The sequence below is a fragment of the Vibrio sp. A2-1 genome (assembly GCF_021728355.1).
Lineage (GTDB): Bacteria > Pseudomonadota > Gammaproteobacteria > Enterobacterales > Vibrionaceae > Vibrio > Vibrio splendidus_K.
This window is the reverse complement of the sequence record NZ_JAKKCO010000002.1, coordinates 23,344-49,792: the sequence shown is the minus strand read 5'-3', so window position 1 is coordinate 49,792 and position 26,449 is coordinate 23,344. Positions and strand designations below refer to the sequence as shown.

21 protein-coding genes are annotated in these 26,449 nt (G+C 44.2%); 11 read left to right on the top strand and 10 right to left on the bottom strand.

The features are described from left to right. Positions 1–72: 72 nt before the first annotated feature. The 3 genes from cydC to trxB form a co-directional block, all read right to left on the bottom strand. On the bottom strand, positions 73–1,794 hold the full coding sequence (cydC, locus tag L3V33_RS07940; RefSeq protein ID WP_237290200.1) for a cysteine/glutathione ABC transporter ATP-binding protein/permease CydC: 1,722 nt from the start codon (positions 1,792–1,794) through the stop codon (positions 73–75). Further along, a complete protein-coding gene (gene cydD / locus L3V33_RS07935) occupies positions 1,787–3,571 on the bottom strand; it encodes a cysteine/glutathione ABC transporter permease/ATP-binding protein CydD (protein WP_237290199.1) in 1,785 nt (594 codons plus the stop codon). The genes cydC and cydD overlap by 8 nt, the downstream gene beginning before the upstream one ends. A gap of 161 nt (positions 3,572–3,732) precedes the next feature. After that, positions 3,733–4,692: a thioredoxin-disulfide reductase gene (gene trxB, locus L3V33_RS07930; RefSeq protein ID WP_050052961.1), complete on the bottom strand. Its 960-nt coding sequence runs from the start codon at positions 4,690–4,692 to the stop codon at positions 3,733–3,735. 313 nt (positions 4,693–5,005) lie between these two features. Here trxB and L3V33_RS07925 point away from each other — a divergent pair, with 313 nt between their 5' ends. Beyond that, complete coding sequence (locus L3V33_RS07925) at positions 5,006–5,392, top strand: DUF6575 domain-containing protein (RefSeq protein ID WP_237290198.1); 387 nt, start codon at positions 5,006–5,008, stop codon at positions 5,390–5,392. 143 nt (positions 5,393–5,535) lie between these two features. Here L3V33_RS07925 and L3V33_RS07920 read toward each other — a convergent pair whose 3' ends face one another. Next, positions 5,536–6,333, bottom strand: coding sequence for a CPBP family intramembrane glutamic endopeptidase (locus tag L3V33_RS07920; protein WP_237290197.1), 798 nt, complete (start codon positions 6,331–6,333; stop codon positions 5,536–5,538). A 305-nt stretch (positions 6,334–6,638) separates the two neighbouring features. Continuing rightward, a complete protein-coding gene (locus L3V33_RS07915; RefSeq protein ID WP_237290196.1) occupies positions 6,639–7,121 on the bottom strand; it encodes a MarR family transcriptional regulator in 483 nt (160 codons plus the stop codon). A gap of 130 nt (positions 7,122–7,251) precedes the next feature. On the opposite strand from L3V33_RS07915, the gene L3V33_RS07910 reads away from it, so the two are divergent. The 4 genes from L3V33_RS07910 (at position 7,252) to L3V33_RS07895 (ending at position 11,705) form a co-directional block, all read left to right on the top strand. After that, on the top strand, positions 7,252–8,160 hold the full coding sequence (locus tag L3V33_RS07910; protein ID WP_237290195.1) for a DMT family transporter: 909 nt from the start codon (positions 7,252–7,254) through the stop codon (positions 8,158–8,160). After that, positions 8,157–8,750 carry an NAD(P)H-dependent oxidoreductase gene (locus L3V33_RS07905; protein ID WP_237290194.1) on the top strand — a complete coding sequence of 198 codons (594 nt, stop codon included), beginning with the start codon at positions 8,157–8,159 and terminating at the stop codon, positions 8,748–8,750. The genes L3V33_RS07910 and L3V33_RS07905 overlap by 4 nt, the downstream gene beginning before the upstream one ends. 1,079 nt (positions 8,751–9,829) lie before the next feature. Then, entirely contained in the window at positions 9,830–10,486 is a 657-nt protein-coding gene (locus tag L3V33_RS07900; RefSeq protein WP_029224756.1) for a 2OG-Fe dioxygenase family protein, read from the top strand. Further along, positions 10,470–11,705 (top strand): cysteine desulfurase-like protein, encoded by a 1,236-nt coding sequence (locus L3V33_RS07895; RefSeq protein WP_237290193.1) that lies wholly within the window; start codon positions 10,470–10,472, stop codon positions 11,703–11,705. Before L3V33_RS07900 ends, L3V33_RS07895 begins: the two co-directional genes overlap by 17 nt. A gap of 194 nt (positions 11,706–11,899) precedes the next feature. Here L3V33_RS07895 and L3V33_RS07890 read toward each other — a convergent pair whose 3' ends face one another. Further along, on the bottom strand, positions 11,900–12,571 hold the full coding sequence (locus L3V33_RS07890; protein WP_102555981.1) for a type 1 glutamine amidotransferase domain-containing protein: 672 nt from the start codon (positions 12,569–12,571) through the stop codon (positions 11,900–11,902). A gap of 239 nt (positions 12,572–12,810) precedes the next feature. On the opposite strand from L3V33_RS07890, the gene L3V33_RS07885 reads away from it, so the two are divergent. Together L3V33_RS07885 and L3V33_RS07880 are read left to right on the top strand one after the other, a co-directional pair. Then, positions 12,811–13,695 (top strand): LysR family transcriptional regulator, encoded by an 885-nt coding sequence (locus tag L3V33_RS07885; RefSeq protein WP_237290192.1) that lies wholly within the window; start codon positions 12,811–12,813, stop codon positions 13,693–13,695. Between the two features lie 402 nt (positions 13,696–14,097). After that, positions 14,098–15,321 carry a sensor domain-containing diguanylate cyclase gene (locus L3V33_RS07880; protein WP_054547439.1) on the top strand — a complete coding sequence of 408 codons (1,224 nt, stop codon included), beginning with the start codon at positions 14,098–14,100 and terminating at the stop codon, positions 15,319–15,321. Between the two features lie 325 nt (positions 15,322–15,646). Here the strand turns inward: L3V33_RS07880 and L3V33_RS07875 are convergent, their stop codons facing one another. Next, positions 15,647–16,471 (bottom strand): DUF2797 domain-containing protein, encoded by an 825-nt coding sequence (locus tag L3V33_RS07875; protein WP_171309139.1) that lies wholly within the window; start codon positions 16,469–16,471, stop codon positions 15,647–15,649. A 304-nt stretch (positions 16,472–16,775) separates the two neighbouring features. On the opposite strand from L3V33_RS07875, the gene L3V33_RS07870 reads away from it, so the two are divergent. Next, positions 16,776–18,071 carry a GGDEF domain-containing protein gene (locus L3V33_RS07870; protein WP_237290191.1) on the top strand — a complete coding sequence of 432 codons (1,296 nt, stop codon included), beginning with the start codon at positions 16,776–16,778 and terminating at the stop codon, positions 18,069–18,071. 124 nt (positions 18,072–18,195) lie between these two features. Beyond that, the gene (locus tag L3V33_RS07865; protein WP_004733411.1) at positions 18,196–18,546 is read left to right on the top strand and encodes a GlpM family protein; all 351 of its coding nucleotides are present in this window, start codon (positions 18,196–18,198) and stop codon (positions 18,544–18,546) included. Positions 18,547–18,878: 332 nt separating this feature from the next. Here L3V33_RS07865 and L3V33_RS07860 read toward each other — a convergent pair whose 3' ends face one another. The 3 genes from L3V33_RS07860 to L3V33_RS07850 all read right to left on the bottom strand — a co-directional run bounded on the left by L3V33_RS07860 (position 18,879) and on the right by L3V33_RS07850 (position 23,109). Next, a complete protein-coding gene (locus L3V33_RS07860; RefSeq protein ID WP_054547383.1) occupies positions 18,879–20,249 on the bottom strand; it encodes a DASS family sodium-coupled anion symporter in 1,371 nt (456 codons plus the stop codon). A 196-nt stretch (positions 20,250–20,445) separates the two neighbouring features. Next, a complete protein-coding gene (locus L3V33_RS07855; RefSeq protein WP_054547384.1) occupies positions 20,446–21,246 on the bottom strand; it encodes an ElyC/SanA/YdcF family protein in 801 nt (266 codons plus the stop codon). Positions 21,247–21,420: 174 nt separating this feature from the next. Then, entirely contained in the window at positions 21,421–23,109 is a 1,689-nt protein-coding gene (locus L3V33_RS07850) for an NAD-dependent malic enzyme (RefSeq protein WP_004733414.1), read from the bottom strand. A gap of 184 nt (positions 23,110–23,293) precedes the next feature. Here L3V33_RS07850 and L3V33_RS07845 point away from each other — a divergent pair, with 184 nt between their 5' ends. After that, positions 23,294–25,672 (top strand): helicase-related protein, encoded by a 2,379-nt coding sequence (locus tag L3V33_RS07845; protein WP_237290190.1) that lies wholly within the window; start codon positions 23,294–23,296, stop codon positions 25,670–25,672. 203 nt (positions 25,673–25,875) lie between these two features. Beyond that, on the top strand, positions 25,876–26,253 hold the full coding sequence (locus tag L3V33_RS07840) for a hypothetical protein (protein ID WP_054547386.1): 378 nt from the start codon (positions 25,876–25,878) through the stop codon (positions 26,251–26,253). Positions 26,254–26,449: the final 196 nt, after the last annotated feature.

Below are 26,449 nucleotides of genomic sequence, written 5' to 3'. Positions count from 1 at the left end.
GAATCACAGACACAAAAAAGCCCGAGTATAAACTCGGGCTTTGAACTATTTATCTGTGCTTATGAAAGCAGGCTAGATTGCCTGACGAAGTTGGAAGTAACGTCCTTCTTCGTTTAACAGTTTCTCATGAGAGCCGTTTTCAACAATCTCGCCTTGTTCAATCAGAACGATCGAATCCATCGATTCCAGACCAATCAAACGGTGCGTAATGAAGATAACCGTTTTGCCTTCGAAGTGCTTCTCGAACAGCGTCATGATGCTCTGCTCAGTTTGCTTATCTAAGCCTTCTGTTGGCTCATCTAGAAGCAGGATAGGGGCATCATGAAGAATGGCTCGTGCGATACCAATACGGCGCTTCTCACCACCAGACAGTTGACGACCGCCGTCACCTAACCAGCTATCAAGCGCGTTGTTCTCAAGCAGCTTTTCTAGGCCAACGTCTTTTAGGATATTCGCTAAGTGATCATCGGTTGCTTCTGGTCTTGCAATCAACAAGTTGTCACGCAAAGTGCCATTTAGAATGTCGACACGTTGGCTTACTACACTGATTGATTCACGAAGCTGTGATTCGTTCCACTGAGTCAGTTCAATGCCCGCGATTGAGATGTAACCCTTCTTAGGATCCCAGTAGCGAGTCAGAAGCTGAATCAGAGTCGATTTACCTGAACCCGTTTGACCCACAATCGCAACCTTGTGTGTGGCAGGGATCGTTAGGTCAACAGCGTTCAGAACACTGCGCTCAGAATCAGGGTAGTTGAACGTCACGTTTGAGAACGTAATATCAAGCGGCTTGTTGATGTCGAGTTTCTCTTCAGCGAACTGAACTTCAGGCTCTGACAGAATAACTTCGTTCAAGCGACGAGCAGAAGACAGAGTTTGACCTAAATGCTGGAACGCGCCTGCGATTGGCATTAATAGCTCGAAGCTTGCCATAGTTGCGAATGCCATTAGCGCGATGAACGGGTCTGGTGCATTACCACCCACGCCATCAGCCGCAAGCCAAAGCATAAGAACAAGCGTCAGGCCGTTGAACAGCATCAGAGCTGCTGAAGCCATACCAGTTAGGTTAGCATTCACAAACTGATTCGCCATCAGCTTCTGCTGCGTTTCTAGAATCGCATTGCGGTAACGCTCTTCAGCACCAAACAGAGTCAGTTCGCTGTAGCCTTCAATCCAATCTAGCGTAGTCACACGAAGATCAGCTTTGTTCTGTGTCAGCTCACCACCGTTACGTTTACCTAGCTTGTAGAACAAGATTGGCCAAACCAACAGCATGATCAGAAGGATAGAACCTAAGATCAAACCTAGTGAGCTATCGAACCACATCAAGAACAGAGTCAGGAAGAAAATCCCGAACACACCCACAGTCACAGGGCTTACTAAGCGTAAGTACACGTGATCCATGGCGTCTACATCGGCAACCAAACGGTTGAGAAGGTCAGCATCACGAAGGTTCGAAATACGACCTGGGATCAGCGGAGCTAGCTTCTTGAAGAAGAAGATACGTAAATCAGTTAACAGCTTGAATGTTGCATTGTGGCTGACAACACGTTCACCCCAACGACCCGCCGTTCGGCTCATTGCCAAACCACGTACACCGCCGCCCGGCAGCATGTAGTTGAAGGTTTCACGTGCAATCGTAAGGCCTGCAACCGCAGAAGCTGAAATGAACCAGCCTGATAGCGTTAACAAGCCAATAGAAGCCGACAGAGTAGCAAAAGCCAATAGCATGCCTAGCGATAGGCCAAACCAATGCTTTTTATAGAGTTTCAGGTAAGGCAGTAAATCACGCATCTAAATTACCCTTTTTGTCTTGTTGAGCTAAGTTAGCGTTGAGCATTTCTTCGAACAAACCACCTGCAGTCGAAAGTTGAGAGTAATGACCTTGTTCAACAATACCACCGTCACGCATAACCAGAATATTATCGACCGTTTGTAGAGGAGCGAGCTGGTGCGTCACAAGCAAGGCAGTGCGGCTTTCAATGTTGCTATTGATGCCTTTCATCACTAACTGTTCGCTACGAGTGTCTAGGCTTGCTGTCGGTTCATCTAACAACCAGAACTGTCCGTCCTGAACCATTGCTCGAGCCAAGGCTAAACGTTGAGATTGACCCACAGATAAGCCACCAGAGCGGTCAGAGACCATATAGTCTAGACCGTGCTCGTTAACGAATTCGTTGGCAAATGATTGCTCAAGCGCATTATCAATCACTTGGTCAGTGATATTGTGCTTACCAAGGGTGACGTTGTCACGAATACTGCCGTGCAATAGCAATGGGTTTTGACCAACCCAGCTAATGGTTTTACGCCAAGAGACTAAATCGAGGTCACGCAATTCAATGCCATTGATTTTCAAGCTTCCTTCATAAGGCATGAAACCAAGGATGGCATTGATCAAACTCGTTTTACCCGCACCACTTGGGCCAACTAACGCAGTCGATTGGCGAGTATTAAGCGCAAACGAGATAGGGCCAACCAGTTGAACACCTTCAGGGCTTAACACTTTGAGGTCGGTAGCTTCAATATTGATGCCTTGAGCTGAATCGAGTTGAGTGTCACCGGATTTAACTTTAGTGATGTCTGTTTCTAGGAACTCGACAATACTTTCGGCAGCGCCAACCGCTTGTTGCTTCGCGTGGTAGAAAGTACCCAAATCGCGTAGAGGTTGGTAAAACTCTGGTGCTAAGATAAGGATAAACAAACCTGCGAATAGAGTAATACCGGCGCCGTAGTGACCGAAGTTAAGTTCACCAATGTAAGTGAAACCAAAGTAGACAGCAGTCATCGCGATAGAGATCGACGTGAAGAACTCAAGTACAGCGGAAGACAAGAAGGCGATTTTCAACACATCCATGGTACGCGTTCTGAACACTTCAGATGCACCTTTGAGTACTTCTGTTTCAGCGTTCGTGCGGTCAAATAGACGGATGGTTGTCATTGATTGCAAACGGTCGTAAAAGTGACCAGAAAGACGCTGCAGTGCTTTGAAGTTTTTACGGTTCGCATCGGCCGCTTTCATACCGACAAGTGCCATGAACATCGGCACCAGTGGAGCCGTAATCAAGAAAATCAGTCCCGCTGCCCAGTTTACTGGGAATACCACGACCAAAATAATGAATGGAATCATTACCGCCAAAGACATCTGAGGTAAGTAACGAGAGAAGAAATCTTGCATATCTTCTACTTGTTCTAGCAACAGCGTTGCCCACGTACCGGCAGGTTTACCTTTAATGTAAGCAGGGCCAAGCTCTCGTAATTTATCGAGAATGAGCTGCCTGATATAGACACGGATCTGTTCACCACAGCGATAACCTGCGATTTCACGTCCCCATGTACACCCAGCACGGCCAACGACCGATAATGCCAAGCCTGCGAAGTGACCAACCAATTCAGATTTATCGACATTTTCGATAATTAACTGGTGAAGAATAGAGGCGAGAAGCGCTGCTTGAGCAATTAAAAACACGCTTGAAAGTACGCCAAGGCCAATAGCAATCATAAGCCAGCGTTTTGCTAACTTACTTTGTTGCTTAAGCCACTTGTTCAAGCTGCGTTGTTTTTTCTTATCCATTATGAAGGCTTAATGATAATTATTATTTGTTGAGGGCGGCTAGTATACAAAAGAAAGCCCAGTGGATATACCACTGGGCTCTAGGGATTTACAACAAAATGTGATGACGCCCTGCATCTACTGAGGCGAGAGCACCGATAATCAAATCTGCAATCTCAGATTTACTTATCGTTAAGGCCATCTAGGAAGCGTTCAGCATCCAGTGCAGCCATACAACCTGTGCCTGCAGAAGTGATTGCTTGGCGGTAGTTATGGTCCATTACATCACCAGCAGCGAACACGCCTGGGATGCTGGTTTGTGTTGCGTTACCTTCAAGACCTGACTGAACGATGATGTAGTCATCTTTCATGTCGACTTGGCCTTTGAAGATTTCAGTGTTTGGTTGGTGACCGATAGCAATGAAGGCGCCCATTACTTCGATGTCTTCTGTTTTATCAGACTGAGTATCTTTAATACGAACGCCAGTCACACCCATGTCGTCGCCCAGAACTTCGTCTAGCGTGCGGTCAGTGTGAAGAACAATGTTGCCGTTCTCTACTTTGTCCATTAAACGTTTAACTAGAATCTTTTCAGCGCGGAACGTGTCACGGCGGTGAACTAGGTGAACTTCAGATGCGATGTTAGACAGGTAAAGTGCTTCTTCAACAGCGGTGTTACCACCACCAACAACCGCCACTTTCTGGTTGCGGTAGAAGAAACCATCACACGTTGCACAAGCGGAAACGCCACGGCCTTTGAATGCTTCTTCAGACTCTAAACCTAGGTACTTAGCCGATGCGCCTGTTGAGATGATCAACGCATCACACGTGTACTCGCCAGAATCGCCTTTAAGACGGAAAGGGCGGTTAGATAGGTCGACTTCATTAATGTGGTCGAACAGGATCTCTGTTTCAAAGCGCTCTGCGTGCTCTTTCATGCGATCCATTAGTGCTGGGCCCGTTAAACCTTCAGCATCACCCGGCCAGTTTTCTACTTCTGTCGTGGTTGTAAGCTGACCACCTTGCTGCATACCGGTAACAAGTACTGGGTTTAGGTTTGCACGAGCAGCGTAAACTGCAGCTGTATAGCCAGCAGGGCCAGAACCAAGAATCAATAAATTACAGTGCTTTACGTCGCTCATGAGGACTCCGAAATTGAAATTGTTTTTATTTATAATCGCTTAGGATTGTATGGAAAATATGGAGGCAATAAAAGTGTAAACAAGGGCTGAAGTGTAATTAATCGTTATAGGTTAGAACTTAATGGAGACAAACGTTTTCGTGGCTTAAAGATCGGCGAAACCACCGCCTTCTTCAAGATTTGTTGCTGCCGACTTTTTGGTTTCTAACTACCATATCAAAATACGCCCAAATAACTGTATATAAAAACAGTATTTAATTATAAGATTACACGTAATGTTTGATAGGCAACGTTAGAAAGATGAGGAACGAGCAATGAACTTACTCCCAACAGGCACACAGCTAGGTAAATTGGAACTACTGGAAGTGTATCAAGACGTTTTAGGGCCGAAGTGCTTCTCGGTTAAGAATGAAAACACCCAAAGGTTTATGGTGTATTGGAGTGGGGACTACGACAATGGCCAATGCATTCAGTGGGCTTACATTCCGGTAACCAAACCATTGCTAGCCAGCTTGCTAAGCAAAGAAATGAGCTTTCACGATGCGTTCCACCGATCAGACAAGCTTTATCTAGCGATTATCTACACAAACGAAGTAGGGAAGCCTGCGAAAGTTGAACTACTGAATGCTACGAACAAGCACCTACTAAACCTACCGCCCGTTGATTTTGAAATCGACCTTGAAGAAGCTTGTGTGTTTTAGTTTGCACAAGGGGACTTACGGGCTCTGAAACTCACAATTAGACAAAAGTGTGTCAGCAACTTTACTATCGAGGTGTCGATAAGTGTGGTGATTTCATTGATTATTGCCTCAGTCCTTATAGTGATGAAGCGGTTGCTAAAACCTTATTGTATTGATTTTTCCTTGCGTTTAATAATCAATAGTGCCAAAAAAGATACAGCTAATGCCATTATAGAATCGATTGTTCCGATGTTCCCACTTGGTGCAAAGTACCAATCATTAAAGAAAAAGGCGGGTACGATAAAAACTTCCACTGTATATATCCACAAATTATAAATCGCATGAAGAATTATAGCGCTATATATACTCATGTATTTCAGTAGAACTATGGATGCAGTGATACCTAGAGAAAAAGCAACGACAGGGTCTTCATGGCCGTAGGCGAATAAGAGTGACGATAAAATTACGCCTACAAACTTGTTTCTCAAAAGTAAGCATATGCTACTTAGCAAGATAAACCTGAAGAAAAACTCCTCTGATAACGGAGCTAATATAACGGTTTCGAAAAGATAATTTAGTTTCTCGCTTACTTCCAGTTCACCACTAACGAGAAATCCTACGATATAGTCGACTTCTTGCCCCGTGACATATTGCCGGATAAATTCCATATAGAACAAAGTGAAACAAGCCACGCCAATCGCTAGCACAGTAATTGGGAATACATGATGAGTAAAAGAGGAAACCTGTGGAGTTACTGAAAAGAGGCTATTTTCACTCTTCTTTAAAGTAAGCATCATCACAAACGCCACCACCAAAAAAAGGCCTCGAAGATCATTAAAACTCATGTCGCCCCATAGGTAATATAAGGCAAGTGCCAATATGCTTATGGGTAACGAGGTCTTAAGTCCTACGGTGGGAAAGTTATCCATTTGTACCATATCTAAATTTGTTAATTCCTGCATTTAAAGAGTACATTTTATATCATCAGCCTCACATTAATTTCAATCGTATCGAGATCTTCACGACTAAATAATCTGGTGAAAAACTGGAACAGGATACGTATGGGTTTAACTCTGACGGATTTTGAGGCATTTCTGAGGTAGAACGAGCCACGGGTAAAAAGTCAACCTGAGAAGCTTCTGGACAGAAATTTGCTAGCTCTTCAGCTCTAATTACAGCGTTCCGGTTAATTTTTAGTATCGCAAGCCAACATTAACAGCCAGTAAACGAGTAAAGGAATATTGAAAACCTAAAAAGCGACTGTTCGTTATTGCCTTTCCAACAGTATCTTTCTCAACAAACTTGCCAACTGATCTTGTTCTTGGCTACTAAATACGCTCAGCATGTTATCCATATTAGCAACATGTGCATTTAATGCTGTGTCCACCAACTCAACTCCCTTTTGAGTCAGGGTAACTTTACAGCTGCGTCTGTCTTCTTCACTGGCAATACGTTGGACATAACCACGTTTTACCAACTGTTCAATACGTGTACTGACCGCACCAGAAGAAAGCATCAGAGTTTGATACAGCTCAGTAGGAGTGACCACAGTATCGCTGCGGCGCATAGTAGCCAAAATATCAAACTCAATACTACTCAACCCATGTTCTTGAAAAACCGACTCCAAATTCTTCTTCCATATACCACTGGTTCGACGTAATCGCCCGACAACACCCATTGCTGAGCAATCCAGATCCGGCCTGACTGCAAGCCATTGAGCAAGAATTTTATCAACTTTATCTGATGTCATTTTTATCTCTCAAGTAAATATCTTTTCAAAAATATACTTGATTAAAGATTAGGCTTCCATTACTTTAATAAAAGTATCTTTTGTGAAAGATACTTTTATTAAAGTAATAACTAATCAGTTAAGGAGAGTTATGAACAGGATTCAACAAGTTAAGACAATAGCGTTAACCGCAATTGCACCTATTATCTGGGGCAGTACCTATATAGTCACAACGGAAGCGCTACCTCCAGAAAGTCCGCTTATTGCTTCAACAATCCGTTCGCTTCCTGCTGGTATATTGCTTGTGCTTATTAGCCGAGCGGGGCTAACTGGATTGTGGTGGCTCCGTATGGCAGTGCTAGGTTTTCTGAACATCGGGCTATTTTTCTATTGCTTATTTTTCGCGGCAACCTACCTACCGGGTGGCATGGCATCGATGGTGATGTCTATTCAGCCGGTGATTGTAATGATCATGAGTTGGTACCTATTGAGTGCCAACTTCTCTTCACAACAACTGACCGCTAGTGTGTTGGGAATTCTCGGCGTAGGCCTGCTAGTGCTTAACAGCTCAGCCGAAATCAATATTGAAGGTGTGGCTACCGCCATACTTGGAACGCTGAGCATGGCTTTAGGAGTGGTGCTGACAAAAAAATGGGGACGTCCTACGGGCATGACGATGCTTGGGTTTACAGGTTGGCAATTGTTATTTGGCGGCATCATTTTGCTACCAGTCTCGCTTTGGCTAGAAGGTGTTCCAAACCAACTTACGTCAATCAACTACTTAGGCTATGGATACCTAAGCCTGATTGGTGCCGTCTTGGGTTACTTTCTGTGGTTTCGCGGTATCGAGAAACTGCCTCCGGTGACCGTCTCTTTTCTCGGATTTCTAAGCAGTGTTTCTGCCTGTTTTCTTGGATATCTAATCCTAAATCAAACACTGACTTGGCCCCAATTACTTGGTGCCTCTGTAATTCTATTTTCAATTGTGCTGGCTACGCCTAGCTCACCATCAAACCAATCAACTAACACAATTTCAGACCGTAAAAAGGAATTAATATGAATATTACAATCGTATCAGGAAGTCAAAGAGCGCATTCTCAGAGCCTAAATGTTGCCTATTACCTACAAACACTGGCTGAGCCTCATTTTGACAAGGCAACCGTTCTCGATTTACACCAACTGAATCTACCGTTTTGGAATGAAGGAGTATGGCAAGACAGTGAGGAGTGGAAACAATGGAAACCTGTCGCTCAAATCCTTAAGAAATCGGACGCGTTCATTTTTATTACCCCAGAATGGCATGGAATGGCAACGCCGGCATTAAAGAACTTTTTGATGCTGACCACTGACGAGGAACTGGCTCATAAAGCAGCGCTGCTGGTGAGCGTTTCAGCGAGCGTAAATGGTGTCTACCCGATCAGTGAATTACGGATGACGGGTAATAAAAACAATCATGTGTGTTTTCTGCCTGATCATCTGATGTTTCGTAACTGCGAAGATATTCTGACAACTGAACACGAATGTACCGACCTGCATCTGCATGACCGCAGCGAATATACCATGAAGCTACTAGCTGCCTACGCTAATGCACTAGCTCCGGTGCATCGCGATATGGTCAATATAGGTAAAAAGTACCGCTATGGGATGTAGCCACTAGCAATACAAAAGTCACCTGCCCAAACATGTGGTTCTTGTTAAGAACGAAGATGAATAGTCATACGCTCGCTTATAATTATCCACATTATCCACATTATCCACATTATCCACATTATCCAAATTATTCGAATACACCGTATAAGGATAAAGTGAGCGTAGTACCCTATTCATCTTCATATTAGCTCTGGGATTGAATGCCTGAATTAACAGCCCATAAACTAGAATTAGCACTAACAATAAATAGAGCAGAAGCGGTTTAGATTGTTTATCTAAACCATTTTTGTGCAGAAACGTGCTAGCGATGAACGTCTAATATTTGTGAATACATGCCGATGATTTTGAAGCAACCTCCATTGTTCAAACTCGCTCAAACGCTTACCTCTTAATTGCCTGAAACCACTAAGTAAATTCCCTGCGCAATATTCCACTTCAAGCAATCTACATAAACTACATCATCAATTCGAATTAGGCGGCACGCCGTTTGAAGCTTAATCGAGATAAGCGTTTTCGTGGATTAAAGGGCAGTGAAGCCGCTATTTGAAAGGAAGCAAATTGAATTGAGGGCGGCCGAGTTCCCCCCGAACTCGACCTGTTCCAGACGCGCAAGCAAAGGCGTTTGGTTTCTGGCTTACTCATAAATTAACCAATTTCAGTTTGTTGTGTAAATAATCAATAGCTTGGCAACTGATAGGTAGGTCGTATTTTGCTGTGCAAAAGCATAGAAATGAATGATGGCGAGAGTGATGCCTGAGCTCATGCAAGGAGGCTGGCGTATTGAAGCGAAAGGGCTGACACAATATGAAACATAGCTTGCTAGTTAATAATATCGTTAAATTTTAATTTGTAGGGATTTATAACTAGCTAGTGGAGTGTGCTAGTTTTAAGAGTTGGTTATCTTTTATTCTGGTGTTATACACTGCTTTTGAATTTCAATTTGGATTTAGTGTCTTAATTATTAAATCTGACGGGATAAATGATTGTTTAATGTTGATTTGACAAGATCTTCAAGTATCCTTTATGTAAATAAAACGTTAAATATCGAAAGTAAATTAACAATCATTAAGGAGTCGATGATGTTACATGCTCACGAAAATACCCTACATATTACCCACCTAAGTAACCACGCAGTTAAGGAGTTGTCACCATCATTCTCTAAGCTACCAAGCACAGAGCATGCGGATGGACAGTTTCGATTGAGAAGGTACTCAGTGGTTCAATTCAGTAATGGACAAGTCGTTGAGCAAGACAAACATAACTTTGTTCAGTCTGAAGATGTTAATCACTTTCAAGGTGATGTGGTTCGTCAATTCGAAGCTGTTGAACAAAATATTCTAAACGGTCAAGGCATGCAGGAAATGTGTGAGCTGTTTATTGAAACCAACGGGCTTGAAGACGGACAAGAAATCGAAATCCATCAAATCCGTATCGCTGCTATTTACGAAGAAACTCAAGTAGCACCTGAAGGTGTTCACCAAGACGGTTTTGACCACATTGCGATTATTGGTGTTACTCGCCACAACATTGTTGGTGGTGAAGTGATGCTTTATCAAGACAGTCATGAAGCGCCGTTCTTTAGAAAAGTGTTAGGCGATGGCGAAGTTGCGATGCTGGCAGACAGTAAGCTTTGGCACAATGCACAACCGATTCGCACCATAGACCACGATGAAATGGGCTATATGGATGTGTTTGTTCTAACGGCTAAGGATGCGCGCAATGTCCTTCACTCTTAATGATGTACGCCAACAATTTAGTGCTTTAGGCCAATATCATAACGGCAAGCCTGTGACCTTTTTTGATGGGCCCGGTGGATCTCAGGTGCCTGAGAATGTTTTAGCTTCAATGACCGAATACCTAGGGCATTTCAATTCAAACCTAGGTGGCCACTATTTTTCTAGCCAAAAGACCACGAGCTTAATGCAGCAAGCAAGAGAAGCGGCGCAAGCACTGCTCAATGCGGAGTCTTCTGGCAACGTTGTGTTCGGTGCGAACATGACATCGTTGACCTTCCAACTTAGCCGAGCGATCAGCCGCGATTGGAAAGAGGGCGATGAAGTTATCGTCACGGCGTTAGACCATTATTCGAATGTATCGAGCTGGCAGCAAGCGGCAGACGACAAAGGCGCGATTGTTCGTCAAGTTCGCGTCGATGAGTCGGATTGCAGTTTGGATATGGCGCATTTTGAGTCGCTGCTTAACGAGAAAACCAAGCTTGTCGCGGTGACGTTTGCGTCGAACACCACTGGCTCTATTGTTGATATGGCGAAAGTTATCGAGCTTGCCCATCAGCATGGTGCGCAGGTTTATGTCGATGCTGTTCATTACGCACCGCATCATTTGATTGATGTTCAGCAACTGAATTGTGATTTCTTAGCGTGTTCCGCTTATAAGTTTTTCGGCCCGCATGTGGGCATTGCTTATGTTGCGCCTCAATGGCTGCACACGTTAAAGCCTTACAAGGTTGAGCCTGCGACCAATATCGGCCCTGGTCGATTTGAAACAGGAACACAGAGCTTTGAAGGCCTTGCTGGTGTGATTGCGGCGGTGGATTACTTGGCACAGTTAGGTGATCCCGCCGATTCATTGCGTTCTCGTTTAGAGCAAAGCTACGCGCTGTATAATAAGCATGAAAGCCAACTCAGTGAGTACTTCCTTAAACGCTTGGCCGACCTTGAAGGGGCAAAGCTTTACGGGAAAACCGAATTTGATTCGAACCTAAGAACCCCAACTTTTGCGATTACCTTTGATAATTACTCTCCAGAGTTCATCGCTAAGAAGTTAGGTGAGCATAATATCTGTGTGTGGAATGGTCACTTCTATGCATTAGGGCTTGTCAAACAGTTGGGTATTGAAGAGCAAGGCGTGGTGCGTATTGGTTGTATGCATTACAACTCGATTGAAGAGATCGACTTGCTGTTCAATGTGCTTGAAGGGATCTTGCGAAGCTACTAGCAGAAGTAATTAACAAGAAGCCACTAGCACTTAATAGCTAAAGAATCAGAAAAGAGCATACTTCTCTCAATAACATTGAGTAGGAAGTATGCTCTTTTTGTTTCATGAACTTATATCTGTTTAGCTAAGTCTATTAAGACTAAAGCCGCTAATCGCTAATCGCTAATCGCTAATCGAAAAAGTTCGTGATTGAACTAAGACAACTGCTTAACGAGAGCTGCACCTACTGCGTGCGCACTGGTTGGGTTCTGACCGGTAATCACTCGCTCATCAACAATCACAAGCTCTTGCCAAGGTTGAACCTTGTTGAAACGCGCTGCGCTGCGAGCAAGAGACTCTTCCAATAAGAACGGAATGTCATTGATGGTGCCAAAGTCGATCTCTTCTTCACGAGTAAAGCCAGTCACCGATTTAGAGCTCAATAGCTTCTCGCCGTTGCTTAAAACAATCGGAAGCAGTGCTGCTGGGCCGTGACATACAGACGCGATCACACCGCCATCTTCATAATGCTTAGCCGCAATAGCTGCGAATTGCTCGTCGGTTGCTAAGTCAGAAAGCAAACCGAAACCACCTGGGTAGAAGATAGCATCGTAGCTTTCTACGTTAATTTGGCTTACAGGAATCGTGTTGTTAATACGGTTTTGGAAGTCATCGTCAGCCAAGATCTCGGCGTTTACTGAATCCCCTTCAATATCGGTTCCATACAATGGGCCTTTGCCACCTTTGATAGAAGCGATGTCGTATTCAAAACCCGCAGCAATGATCTCTTTGAGAGCATGAGTCAGTTCAGGCGCGTAAGTACCGTTCGCTTGATCGGTATCGCCTAGTGTTGCGTGGTTAGTTACAGGTATTAGTATTTTTTTCATGATTCGTCCCTTTGAGCACGTTTGTTTGGTTTCAGCGTCGTTGTTTTGCTTTAGGCATCGTGGTTTTTATTTAGAAAACCAAAGTTTTCAATTGAGATACCGCTGTTTCGTTAGCTGTAATACTAGTAGCAAACCATTTGAGTGATAATATGCCGAATAGACAAAACATTATTGCTATATAGCAATAGTAGGGTGAGAATTAGTCGGATGTGAATTCGTTATATGTAAACAGGTGAAGTATGGATAGCTTTGAAGGTATTAATGAGTTTGTTGCGGTAGCCGAGTGTCACGGCTTTTCTGCAGCAGCAAAACAACTGGGTTGCAGTACCAGTCATGTAAGCCGTCAAGTTTCAAGGTTAGAAGAGAGAGTGGGTGTGGCATTGCTTGCACGCTCTACACGAATGGTGAGCCTGACCGAATCGGGTCACACCTATTATCAGCAGTGTAGAGATTTGGTCATTGGGCTTCAGCAAGCGAACGAGCAAGTGACTTCTCAGCAGACTCAGCTTAGCGGTACTTTGCGTGTGAGTGCCGCAGGTGCATTTGCAGAAAACCATGTCGCGGCGGCGCTGATGGAATTTGCTAAAGAGCATCCTGAGCTCACCATAGAAATGAATTTCAATACCAAGATGGTTAACTTCATCGAAGATGGCATCGATTTCGCGATTCGTTATGGCCGATTAGACGATTCAGGATTGGTGGCAAGAAAGCTCGTCGATCGCCCGATGGCGGCAGCAGCCAGTAAAGATTATATAGATCAATTTGGTGCGCCAACTCACCCAGAGCAGTTAAAGTTACACAGCTGTATTATCGCCAACAGTGATCAGTGGCTATTTGAGAAAGAGGGCAAACCGTTAAATGCAGTGCGAGTGCATGGGCGCTGGCGCAGTAATAATTCGAGTGCAGTACTTAAAGCATGTGAAGAGGGACTTGGTGTTGTCTATCTACCTAAGAGCAGTTTCAATGGTGGCCTTAGTAATGGAAAACTGGTCCCGGTGTTAGAAGAGTATTGGGGAGCGGGAACCAGCAGTTGGGTCGTATATCAAAACCGTCGTTTTTTACCCCAGAGAGCACGGTTAGCGATCGACTTCTTAGTCGCTTACTTTTCGGATTGGAATGAATAACCGACAAGGTTTCAAGCTAACAGCCAACAAGATAGAAAAGGAATAATAAAAGGATTTGAAAAGAGTCGTGATTAGCTCTAGCTACCGACTTTAAAGCGGAAAACAGAAAAGCTAATGCTTACATAGATATACGTTATCTTTTTTTGTTTTTTGACGCGAGTAATAGGATTGAGATACTTGTCTACTTTTAGTGACTCGTGTTAGCGATAGAATTGTAGAGAAGCCTGTAGCAGTACGATATACTAGATACCATATTAATGCCCCTAACGCGTGAAAGATTGTGTGGAAGCGTTGGCAGGATGTGTTGTTATGCTCCAGTTTGTGGAGTGTAGCGAGAGTGCGGAGTTGGCAATGTCTTCAATAAATTTCGAATCCACGTACGGTGTAATAACTATTCAAGATATGAATGTAGTTAGTGTTGACGCTAATTATGCTCGCATCTATGGATACCAATCACCCGAAGAACTACTTACTAATATAGATAGCTTCCTAGATCTAATCTCAGAAGAATACCATGTTTTAGCCTATCAAAATTACCTTGAAACGATCAGTGGTCAACGCGATCCGCAGGTCCACACCTATGTTAATGTTGATCGCAATGGTCGAGAGTTCACAGTATTCTCTATTGACCATGTGACAGAGTGGCAAGGTCGGCCAGCACTGCAAGTCACGGTGATCGACCTTTCCCCTGCGATCCAGCTACAAAATGCGGTGCGTGAACAAGATAAGATGTATCACGATATGATCATGCAATCAGGGCAGGGCATCTTGGTTCACCGAGAGTTCAAACCGCTGATGGTCAATCAATCGTGGGTTAAAATGCAGGGTGGTTCTTCCATAGAGCAAGTTTTAGAGCTGGACTCTATCCTTACATTGGTGCCAAAACAGAATACGGATGGTATCAGTAAGCACTATCAAGCGATCGTGTCGGGTGAGTTGTCGGGAACCAGCACTGTGGTTGAAAACATTGGTTTCGATGGCATTCATCGATTCTTCAATATTTACGATAATGCGATTACTTGGCGAGGTCAGCCGGCTGTTCAGGTTGTGCTCGAAGATGTCACTCAAAAAGTGATGTTGGAAAAGCAATTGGTTCATCAAGCGAATTACGATGAAATGACTGACTTACTCAATCGCAGAGCGATTTATGAGTGGTTAAGGGAACATATTGCCTCTGATACTCATGTCGTCAGTATGCTGCTTGATATCGATGACTTCAAATCGATCAATGATGCTTACGGCCATATGGTGGGCGATGAGGTTATTTGCGCATTGGCTAACATTACTAAACGTAATGTTGAGAGAGTGGGTGGTGTGGCAGGCCGCTGGGGTGGAGAAGAGTTTATTCTCTTTATTCCCAATGCGTCACCTAACGTTTCGCGAGAAGTTTCTGATCAGATCAGACAGCAATTTAATCAGGTCGAGTTCAAAGTGGGCGAACAGATTCGTTTTAATGTGAGTGTGAGTATCGGAGTGAGTGATAGTCGATCTTGCGATGGAAAAGTGTCCATCGATGCACTCGTCAACCTCACAGACCAATCTTTGTATCGAGCCAAAGCGAATGGAAAGAACTGCGTGTGCGGAGAAGTGTTTTCTAGCGATATAAGCCAAGCATTACCGCACTAGACGACTTCAATCTATTGAGTAAACTCGATCAATTTAGTACACCCAATCAATTTAGAAGCATAAGCTATAAATCTAGAAGCTAAAGCCATAAATTTAGAAGCATAAGCTATTAATCTAGAAGCTTAAGCCATAAATTTAGAAGCATAAAAATAAAGCTAACTAGGGTGTCACCCCGTTATAATGTTTGGTCATGATACAAAAATGCCCTCAAGCAATTGCTGAGGGCATTTTAGTTTTAGCTCATCAAAGCCGTTTAGCTTTCACCGATCAAAGCCGTTTAGCTTTGGTTTATCAAAACAGCGATCATCTCAAAACCGTTGGCTTACTAAGCAGAAACTTCTACTTCGTAAGAGCCAAATTTACGGATGTTAATCACACCAGTATCCAAGATAAGGTATTGGCCTTTAATGCCTTGCAGCACGCCAGATACTTCAGGGTTCTTGTCAAAGTTATGAGAAACAATCTTCACCGGGTGCTGCTCAACTGGGTAGCTCAGTGAAGTGATGTTCTCACTAAGAATCTCGATGGCATCGTCACCAAACTTCGCTCTGATCTCTTGGATTTTATCCTCAACCAATGGCAATAGCTCTTTGGCTTTTTCTACCAACTCCATATCGTCACCGTCGCCTTTTAGCAACGTGCGCCAGTTGGTTTTGTCGGCAATGTGTTTGGCTAACTCAACTTCAATCAGGCCAGAAATCTGACGTGTTTTTACCTTCAAGATCGGTAGGCCTTGAGTGGCTCCTTGGTCAATCCAGCGAGTAGGAATTTGAGTGTGACGAGTGATACCCACTTTTAGGCTTGATGTGTTCGATAGGTAAACGAAGTGATCAACCATGCAGTTCGCTTCGCCCCATTCAGGCTCACGACAAGTACCTTGATCGTAGTGGCAAGTTTCAGGCTTCATGATGCACATGTCGCAGCTTGCTAGCTTTCTCATGCACACAAAGCAGTGGCCTTGAGAGTAGCTTTTCTTGGTTTTCTTGCCACATGAGCAGCAAAAAATATTACCGGTGTGAGTGAGGTTGATGGTTTTACCAATCAGAGGGTTTAGCTCTACAAACTCTTCACCGACAGGTAAACGGTAGGTAACCGCACCATCGAGCGAAGCACTCATTTTCTTGAGTGTTCCTTTTGCTAATAAAGACATGACATTACTCGTTGTATTTTGATTATTATTTCGTCGACTCGGACGCTCTGTAAGCAGGCGTTACGGTTAACGATGATTATGCGATGAGTATAACAAATAGAGTCCGTTTTAATACGCAATATTACTTGATTATTGCGATGGATAATTGATGAGTAAACGCTCGCTCAAAATTATGGTATGACATTTTGTTCAGGCGTGATATAACGTTTTTTAGTAAATTATTGGCATTAAGGTCACTAATTTACCTAACTTATTTTTTATCGTGAAATCCCAACTATAGGGACCTTAAGCCGGAAGCTTAGACGTGAAGTGGATCCATAAAATAGTCATCTTTTTAGTTATCACGACACTGGCGATTGTCCAGTATTACCGTGTGAGCGGAAATCGTGTGATAACGGCAATTACGCCGGATAAATATGAGTTTATCGCGACCAGCGATCAAGTGGATAGGGGTGTCAGTACGTCCCAATTATCTTATCAAAGTGGCCAGTATATTCTCGACTGTGAGCTTAAAAAGTCTGAGTATCCGTGGCCTTATTGCGGCCTATCGATTCGTATCAACCCAGACATTACCACTGGCCTTGACCTTTCTCAGTACCACACCTTTAGAGTCAATATTGATTACCATGCGGAGGCCGATTCTAGCGGTCGTTTGCGAACTTACCTGCGTAATTATAATCCTGCTTATTCGGTTCCTGATGACGAGTACACGCATAAGTACAACGGGATGGAGTTTTCTCCTGGCGTGGATGGTGGTGTGATTGAGATTCCGATCAAAAACCTGCAAGTAATGACATGGTGGTTAGCGGATAACGAGATTGCGCTAGAGCATTCGGCGCCTGAGTATTCGAATGTGAATATGGTCGAGTTTGCTACCGCGTCTGGTGCGAAACTGGGTCACCACAGAATAGTCATCCGCAGTATTGAGTTCGAGGGATCTTATATTTCAGGCGAAAGCTTGTTCCTTATCTTACTGTTTGTTTGGGTTGGCACAGGCACCGTATTCTTATTGTCTGAGTTAAACCGTTCAAGAAAACGTATGGTGCTTGCAGAGAAAAGGCATCATCACTTAAAGAACGTCAATCGAGCACTGAGAGAGCAAAACTTTGAGTTTTCAGAAAAGGCTCATCGTGATGAACTGACTGGGATTCTCAACCGACACGCGATTCGTGATTGGCTAAAAATGCAGTCTCAGCAGGTAAAGCAGGGACATGGAAAGCTGAGTATGTTGTATCTCGACATTGACTACTTCAAGAGCGTCAACGATAAATACGGACACCAAATGGGTGATCATATTTTACGAGAATTCAGCATGGTGGTCGGCAGTTCGATCAGCGCTTCCGACAAATTGGTGAGATGGGGTGGTGAAGAGTTCATTGTTTTTTGCCCGGAGACTGATCTTGGCGAAGCACAAAGAAAGGCCGAGAAAATCCGACTTTTAGTCAGCCAGCACCTTTGGGTTCATGGCGATCCACTGACATGCAGTATTGGTGTTGCCGAGATGAAACAAGAGCGGGTGACAGAGACCATTGCTCGCGCTGATGAAGCTCTATATCAAGCGAAGCATTCAGGCCGAAATCAGGTGATCTTGAGTCACTAATCTGAAAATTGTTTTGGTTAGTTTATAAGCCACACGTGCATATGTGACGTGTGGCATTTTTATGGGCGCTATATGAGTTTACCCTCTAGAGCCTTTGTTGATTTGCTTGGATAACGTGTAAAAAATGATTTCACTGTTCTTTAAATGTCTGCTTGGTGCGGCGGCTGTTTTGTTGATTGCGCTGCTGTCGAAAAGTAAGAGCTTTTACATCGCAGGCTTAGTGCCGTTGTTTCCTACCTTTGCTCTGATTGCTCACTACATTGTTGGCACGGAACAAACCATGGTGGAGTTACGTACCACGGCACTCTTTGGCTTGTTCTCGCTTGTGCCATACGCGGCTTATCTTGGCGCGGTTTATGTGTTCAGTTATCGCTACAATTTGGTATCGACGCTTTCTTTAGCCACTGTCGTTTGGGTCATGTGTGCTTCTATGTTGCTGTTAGGTTGGACGCGTTTGGTGCCAAGTGTGGCGTGAGAGCCAGATCTTAGAACGGTAATGAGTGCTTGATGGCAAGCTGACACAAAAAAGGTGGCGCGGGGCCACCAAAAGGGAAAAGCGTTTCTTGTTTTTAGATGCCCGTTTAGCTGATTTAGTTAGTTAAACTGATCTGGTTAGTTAAACGGATCTTGCTCGTTAAACTGATCTTGTGAGCTGAGCGGGCATTTTTGTACTGGTTGAGCCGAGGGAAGCTGCAACCAGATTTTTTTGAGGGGGCATTCCTGTAAACATTTATCTATAAGCATTTACCTATAAATATGTGTTTCTAAGCACTTGCCTATAAAGCTTTCTCTATAAGCGTTTGCTGCTTACCAGAAGATCCAAGCGAACAGTGTTAGTACTAGGATACAAACTAAGTTCAACACCATACCGACTCGCATCATTTCTTTTTGTTTGATGTGACCAGAGCCGAATACAATCGCATTAGGTGGTGTCGCGACTGGTAGCATGAAGGCACAAGATGCGGCAATCGCAATCAGTGCAGATAAGATAACAGGTGACATACCCAGCGCTTCAGCAATGGTTGCGAATACAGGGACAAGCAATGCCGCACTCGCTGTGTTACTCGCAAATTCCGTTAGGAATACCACGAACGCTACCACGGCTAGAATTGTAAGAAGCACGCCTGCTGTTTCTAAAAACCCGCTTAGTGAGTGTGCTAGGAATACGCTGGTTCCGGTCGCTTTCAGAATGTTACTTAAACAGATACCGCCACCGAACAGGATAAGTACACCCCAATCCGTTGTCTTCTCGACATCTTTCCATTCAACCGCTCTTGAAGCGCCAAGCAGTACAATGGCACCAATCGCCACCAAGCTATCAAATTTAGAGAAACCGCCAATCATTGCGTTGATTGGTTTTCCGAATATCCAAAGCGTTACGGTTAAAAGGAAGATAGACAGTGTGATTTTTTTGCTGTTCGTCCACTCTACAGGAGCGTGGTCTAGCTCGAATTTATGGTCGAGCTTGGGCTTAGTCATCACGTATAAAACAATCATCGTGATTGGCAATAAGATCATTGAGATAGGTAGGCCAAGTGCCATCCACTCTGTGAAGCTCAAGCCGACTTCTGCCGCAGCAATTGCGTTTGGTGGGCTACCCACTAAGGTTGCGATGCCACCAATCGATGCACAGTAAGCGATGCCTAGTAGCACAAATACGTAGGTGTTACGGTCTTCACTTTGGTCAACTTTGTTCATGATGCCTAGAACAAGAGGAAGCATCATTGCTGTGGTTGCGGTGTTTGAGATCCACATTGATAAGCCCGCACTCACACCGAACAGCATGAACACGGCGACCGACATTCTGCCTTTTGCAATCAACAGTACTTTGTCAGCAATCGCTTTATCTAGCTCTTGCTTGTTCAGTGCGGCTGCTAATGCAAAGCCACCCATGAATAGGAAGATGATTGGGTTCGAAAAGTTAGCCAGCGCAGCGGGCGTGTTGAATACACCAAACAAGACAGCCAATAGGGGAACGAGCAAAGCGGTGATGCTGACGTGAATCGCTTCTGTTAACCATAAAATGGCAACGAACACGAGAATACTCAAACCCGTATTCACTTGCGCTTCGAATGGCAGGGTATTGAGCAAAAGTGCAAATAACGTGAAATTACCAATTAATATCATGCTGTTGCGGGTAAACAACCAGTGTTTCAGTGTAGTAACAAGTGCCGTCATAAGACGCTCCTTTTGTTATCCTCGTTTTATTGGTGCACGACTTCATTGAGTCGTGCTTATTATTTTCGAGGTATATAGCTTGATGTAGGGTCAGACTTTGTTGGAAGAATGTTACTCAAGTTAATAAAGGAGTGTTGGTGTGTTTTTGCTTAACAATGGGGAAGTGTGAGGCAACAAATTCAAAATGTGTAGTTTTCTACACATCGGTCTCTGCTGGTTCTAAAATAGGGCTTGTTGTAGGGTCTACAACAGGGTTTACAGTGGGGTCAGTAATAGGGTTTGGAATCGGAAATGATTCCGGTTTTGGACTAGGTTGAATCGGCTCTTTAGGTCCAAGGAACTTTGGCGTTGTCCCCATAATATACAGATCAAGGAATGCTTTGGTGCGCGCAAACACTTCACGTAAACGTATTGAGGTTCCCGAATGGTGAGTTGGTCCTGAAACCGCCAAACACTGCGCATGAATATCGTAAGAATTGGCGATGAAGAGCGCTCTTTCACAGTGGAATTTCTGAGTGATGATCAGAAAATTATCAGTATCGAATATCTTTTTAGCGCGAACAATCGAGTCCAAGGTTCTAAAACCGGCGTAATCTAGATTGATGCGTTCATCGGGGACACCCGCTTTCAACAAGTCGCGTTTCATCGTCCACGGCTCATTGTAAGAGCGATGAGCGTTATCGCCACTCAGTAGAAATTGGTCAACTTTTTCACGATCGAACAGCTCAATCGCGGCTTCGATTCGGTGTTTATAATAGTCGTTGAGTGTTCTACCCAGATATTTGCTTGTGCCAAGCACAACCGCGACCTCAAGCTCGGGCACGTCATCAATATCGTAGATGATGCGATCTTCCGCTTGCCATGAAACCCAATAATCGATCGCAATAACCGCAGCGCTGCCAACTAAGAACACGAGGAAAGCGCCAAACAGAAAACCTTGCAGTTTTTTGTAAGCTTTTGATAAGTAGCTACGGAAAATGTGAGAATCAAATTTCACTCTCGGTATAGTCCTTTGACTGAGCATTAATTTTTGAGTGCTCGATAATACCAAATAAAAATGAGAAAAATCAGTTAAAAAGACAAGACAGTGTAAAGAAAAAAGCCCCTGCAATTGCAGAGGCTCTTGTAAGAGTATAGTTAACGCTCTTTATTCAAAGCGCAACACGCTTTATTAGAATGCAGTACGCTTGTAGCGACGGTAAACCGGCTGCCAGAAGTGCTGGTCAATCGCTTGTTGAAGAGCTTCTTCAGTGATCTCTAGTGCAACACCCTGCTCAATCGCTTTTTTACCAACGGCAAGAGCAATCTTCTTAGATACGGTGTGAATCTCTTCCAATGGTGGAAGTAGCGCACCTGAACCATTGATCGCAAGTGGAGAACACGTAGCAAGCGCACGGCTTGATTCCATCAGCATTTCATCAGTGATACGTGAAGCATTCACAGCCAATACACCAAGGCCAATACCTGGGAAGATGTAGCTGTTGTTACACTGAGCGATTGGGTAAGTGGTGCCGTTATGAGTTACTGGCTCAAATGGGCTACCTGTCGCAACCAGTGCTTGGCCATCAGTCCAACGAATAATGTCGTTTGGAGTTGCTTCAACACGGCTTGTTGGGTTAGACAGTGGGAACACGATAGGGCGTTCACAGTGTAGGTTCATCTCTTTGATGACTTCTTTGCTGAACAGACCTGGAGCACCAGATACACCAACTAATACTGTTGGTTTCGCGTGGCGAACAACGTCTAGTAGAGAGAAACCAGTGCCGTCGCTTTCCCAGTCTTTGGTGTTTTCGTTGGTTTGAACGAGACGCTGTTGGAAATCAAGCAGGTTTTGCATGCCTTCCTGTAGCAGACCCCAACGGTCAACCATGTAAACTTGAGAGCGTGCTTGTGCATCGCTGATACCTTCAGACACCATTTGAGCAATGATAGCTTCAGCAATACCACAACCTGCAGAACCCGCACCTAAGAAGGTGATGCGTTGATCTGAAAGTTTGCTGTTTGCTGCTTTACATGCTGCAAGTAGAGAACCAACCGTTACGGCTGCTGTGCCTTGGATGTCATCGTTGAAACAACAGAGGCGATCTTTGTAACGCTCAAGCAGTGGCATTGCGTTCTTTTGTGCGAAATCTTCGAACTGAACTAATGCATCAGGCCAACGGCGTTGAACCGCTTGGATGAACTCTTCAACGAATGCATCGTAGTCAGCACCTGTGATACGAGGGTGACGCCAGCCCATGTACATTGGGTCTGCAAGACGTTGAGGGTTGTTTGTACCCACATCGAGCACGATTGGTAGCATGTAAGCTGGGCTGATACCGCCACAAGCTGTGTACAGTGCTAGCTTACCAATTGGAATACCCATGCCACCGATACCTTGGTCTCCCAAACCAAGAATACGCTCACCATCCGTAACCACGATAACTTTAACGTTGTGGTTTGTCGCATTGTTCAGTAGGTCATCGATACGATCGCGGTTCGGGTATGAGATAAACAGACCACGGCCACGACGGTAAATATTTGAGAAGTTCTCACATGCTGCGCCAACCGTTGGCGTGTAAATGATAGGCATCATTTCAGAAATGTGGTTTTGAACTAAACGATAAAAAAGCGTTTCATTAGTGTCTTGGATGTTACGAAGGTAGATATGTTTATCCATATCACTTTCGAAGTTACAATATTGCTTGTATGCACGTCCTACTTGCTCTTGGATTGTTTCGGTCGTTTCCGGTAACAAGCCTTCAAGGTTGAAAGAACTGCGCTCTTCAGCAGAGAATGCGCTGCCTTTGTTTAGAAGAGGGGTACTTAGTAGAGCAGGACCAGCATAAGGGATATATAGAGGGCGTTTATCGTTGTTCATTGGATGCCTAATATGGGAGAAAGGGTAACCGAAAAATGATAACGGTTTAGTTATTCAATTGTAAATAGTTTCCCTCCGATCTTTGCAAACAAAATGATATTCTTACCCATGTCCCACACTTATCGAATTCTAGCGCCATAATTCGTTATACTTCGCTCACACTTTTTCGCGACTCCTCCTTTTTATGTCATTACTTCCTATCGATTCTTATCAAAACGTATTCCACGAGCAAATCGCCAATTCTCACCTTGTAGTCGAAGCTGAAACCGGATCGGGTAAATCAACGCGTTTGCCACTTTGGGCTTCTCAGCATGGACGAGTGCTGGTGGTGGAACCAAGACGTATCGCGTGTACGTCATTGGCTAAATACCTCGCACAGCAATCGGGTGAGAAGATTGGTGACAAGGTTGGTTATGCGATTAAACTTGAGTCGAAGTACAACGAGCAAACCAATATTGTTTTTGCGACTCCCGGTATTGCGCTGCGTTGGTTATCAGAAGATGGATTAGCCAGTTTTGATGTGATTGTGGTGGATGAGTTTCACGAGAGGCGATGGGACATTGATCTGCTGGTGGCGATTCTCAAACAAAAAGAGAGCCAGCGCTTGGTGATCACGTCAGCAACCATTGAAGGGGAGCGTCTTGCTCATTACTTGGATGCGAATCGAATTAGCTGTGAAGGCCGAACTTATCAAGTTGCTATTGAACACAGGGCGAATGAATCAAGAGCACTGCCCGATATTCGACATCTAGAGCAACGCATTGCTGAAGAAGTGAATCACCAACTCTTAGCTTCTCAAGGTGATATCTTGGTTTTTCTGCCGGGTAAAAAAGAGATCGTGCAATGTGAACAAGCCTTGGCAAAGAATCCAGATATCCAAGTGGTGAAGTTGCATGCGTCGGTCAGTGAAAAAGAACGAGATCTAGCGTTATCGGGTCGTAATATCAATACTGAAGGTAATGGCCTGAGAAAGGTCATACTTGCGACCAACGTTGCTGAAACCTCCCTCACCATACCTGATATTGGTGTGGTGATAGATTCAGGATTAGAAAGACGCACCGTTCAACGAAACGGAAGAACCACACTGATGCTTAAATCCATATCACGAGCGAGTGCCAAGCAACGATCTGGCCGTGCGGGTAGGGTGATGGATGGTGTTTGCGTTCGTCTGTATGGCGAACACGCGGCATTAGAGTTAGTCACGCCTCCTGAATTGCAGCGTGAAGAGCTGACAGAACCTATGTTGGCCGCGGCATGTTGTGGTGCTCCGCTTGAGAGCTTGTCCTTCCTTGATCCTATTCCTGAGAAGTCATTAAACAGCGCGATTCAAACCTTGCTGACGATGGAAGCGATTAACGCCAATCATCAAATTACCGAGCATGGAAAGAAACTTTATCCGCTGCCGATTGATGCTTTGTATGCCGATATTGTTACTCGAATCAAAACCAAAGCATTAAAAGAAGCGATGGTCGATCTCACAGCGGCGTTGTCCGTTCCTGCTCGCTTGTACCAATTACCAAACAATGCAGAACATTTGGAAGCGCTGGCTCAGCAAGAAAAGGAAGGGTGTGATCTAAGCCTGTTGATTCAGATTGTTCGTGGTCGCGATTATCCGCATTTAGAAATCGACCAACAGGCACTGAATGAAGCACAAGGGCTGGCAAAGCAAATGCGTGAGGTGTTTGAACTTCCTCAGTTAGAAGTCGCGTCACGTTTCCAACGTATTGAACTGCTTAAGACTATTGTGAATTTGCATCCTGAGCTGGTGTTTGTGTGCCGACTGAAGAGGAAAGAAGCCTTTGCCAATGGAGTGTTAGAGGTAGTACTCGGCCGTCAGAATCGTTTCCCGGACAATGCACAAGCGATGTTGGTGCTTGATACCCATAGTTTGCCGGGAAGAGGTGTTAAGCAAACACTGACCTTAGCGACGGTCACGGCACCTATTCCTCTTGATCTTATCATTGAAGCTGAACTCGGAGAGTGGGAGCAAGGTGAAACAAGAGTAAATGATGATGGAGTCTTTACCGAAATGGCTTTGGTGTACGCAGGCCGTACAATTGCGACCAAGCTCGTCGCGGCTGAAGGGCAACTATCATTAAAGCCTATTGTCGATCTTGTGTTAAAAGGCGTCCAACTGCCCGGTTTTGCAAAGGATCGTACTCAAGAAATCAGACACTGGCAGTTGTATGTAAAACTTGGGCTCGATGAACAAACAAAATATACTCCTGAGATCGAGCAACTTAGCTTTGAACTATGGTTTATACAACAGCTTGAGGTGTTAGGGGTTACCGATGTCAGCGAGCTAGAAATGTTTGAACATTCAGACATTCCATTTGATGGTATCCCAGAATGGCTCTATTCAGAGTTCTCTGAAAAATACCCGTTTGCACTGAGCCTTGCCGACTTACAACTCGATGTAGAATACTTGCCCGCGCGAAAGCTGATTTACGTGCACTATCAATCGGGTAGCCGAAAGTTATCACCAAAACGCTGGGAGCTGCCTACATGGTCTGGCTGGCGTATTCAATACAAAAAAGCGAGCCGGATAATTGATATAAAATAGATAGATAAGTTTTATCTCTAAAATATTAATCAAATAGGTGCATATATGATTATTCAGTGCTTATTTTGTTACAAAATTGATTTTTATATGCCTTTTTAACCAATCAAAAGGTCATAAAAGACTATTCTTCTATATCCTATTGCTATAAAGAAAGAGTTGATAGATATTGAGTATATTGTGTTGTCAAAGTGTCGGGGGACATCATGGATAAACAGATAGAGACGCGTGTAGAGTTCGATTACACAACCTTTCTTGGCGCCTCATGCAGTAAAAAATGGACTTTTCTGGAAGCACTAACCACAATTGCACCAGTATTCAGTACCGTCTGGCGAGATAGCATTAAAGAGCTAGCAAGCCCTGAAGATCGTTTATGGCAGATGGCATTAAAATCAATGTCGACGCGTAAAAGTGATGAGTCGAACATTGTTACCTTACTTAAGCTAGCTAGGCTGGAAGGGATCAATGAGCTCAAAGTTGTTATGCCATATTCTCTTGAAGAAGAGCAGATAGAGTACATTGAGACGCGCAGTCATTTGGTGATCGCCGAGAATACTGGAGAAGAGTTTACTATCAAGCTGTAATCTCTCAGTATTGCTTAGAGCTTAGAGCTTAGAGCTTAGAGCTTAGAGCTTAGAGCTTAGAGCTTAGAGCTTAGAGCTTAGAGCTTATAGCATGCAGCTTAGAAGCTAGCTTAAAGAATATTAAAACCGCACATGTAAGAAGGGCCTCAATAATGATGAGGCCCTTTTAGTATCTGGAACTTGTGTTTACGAGCTT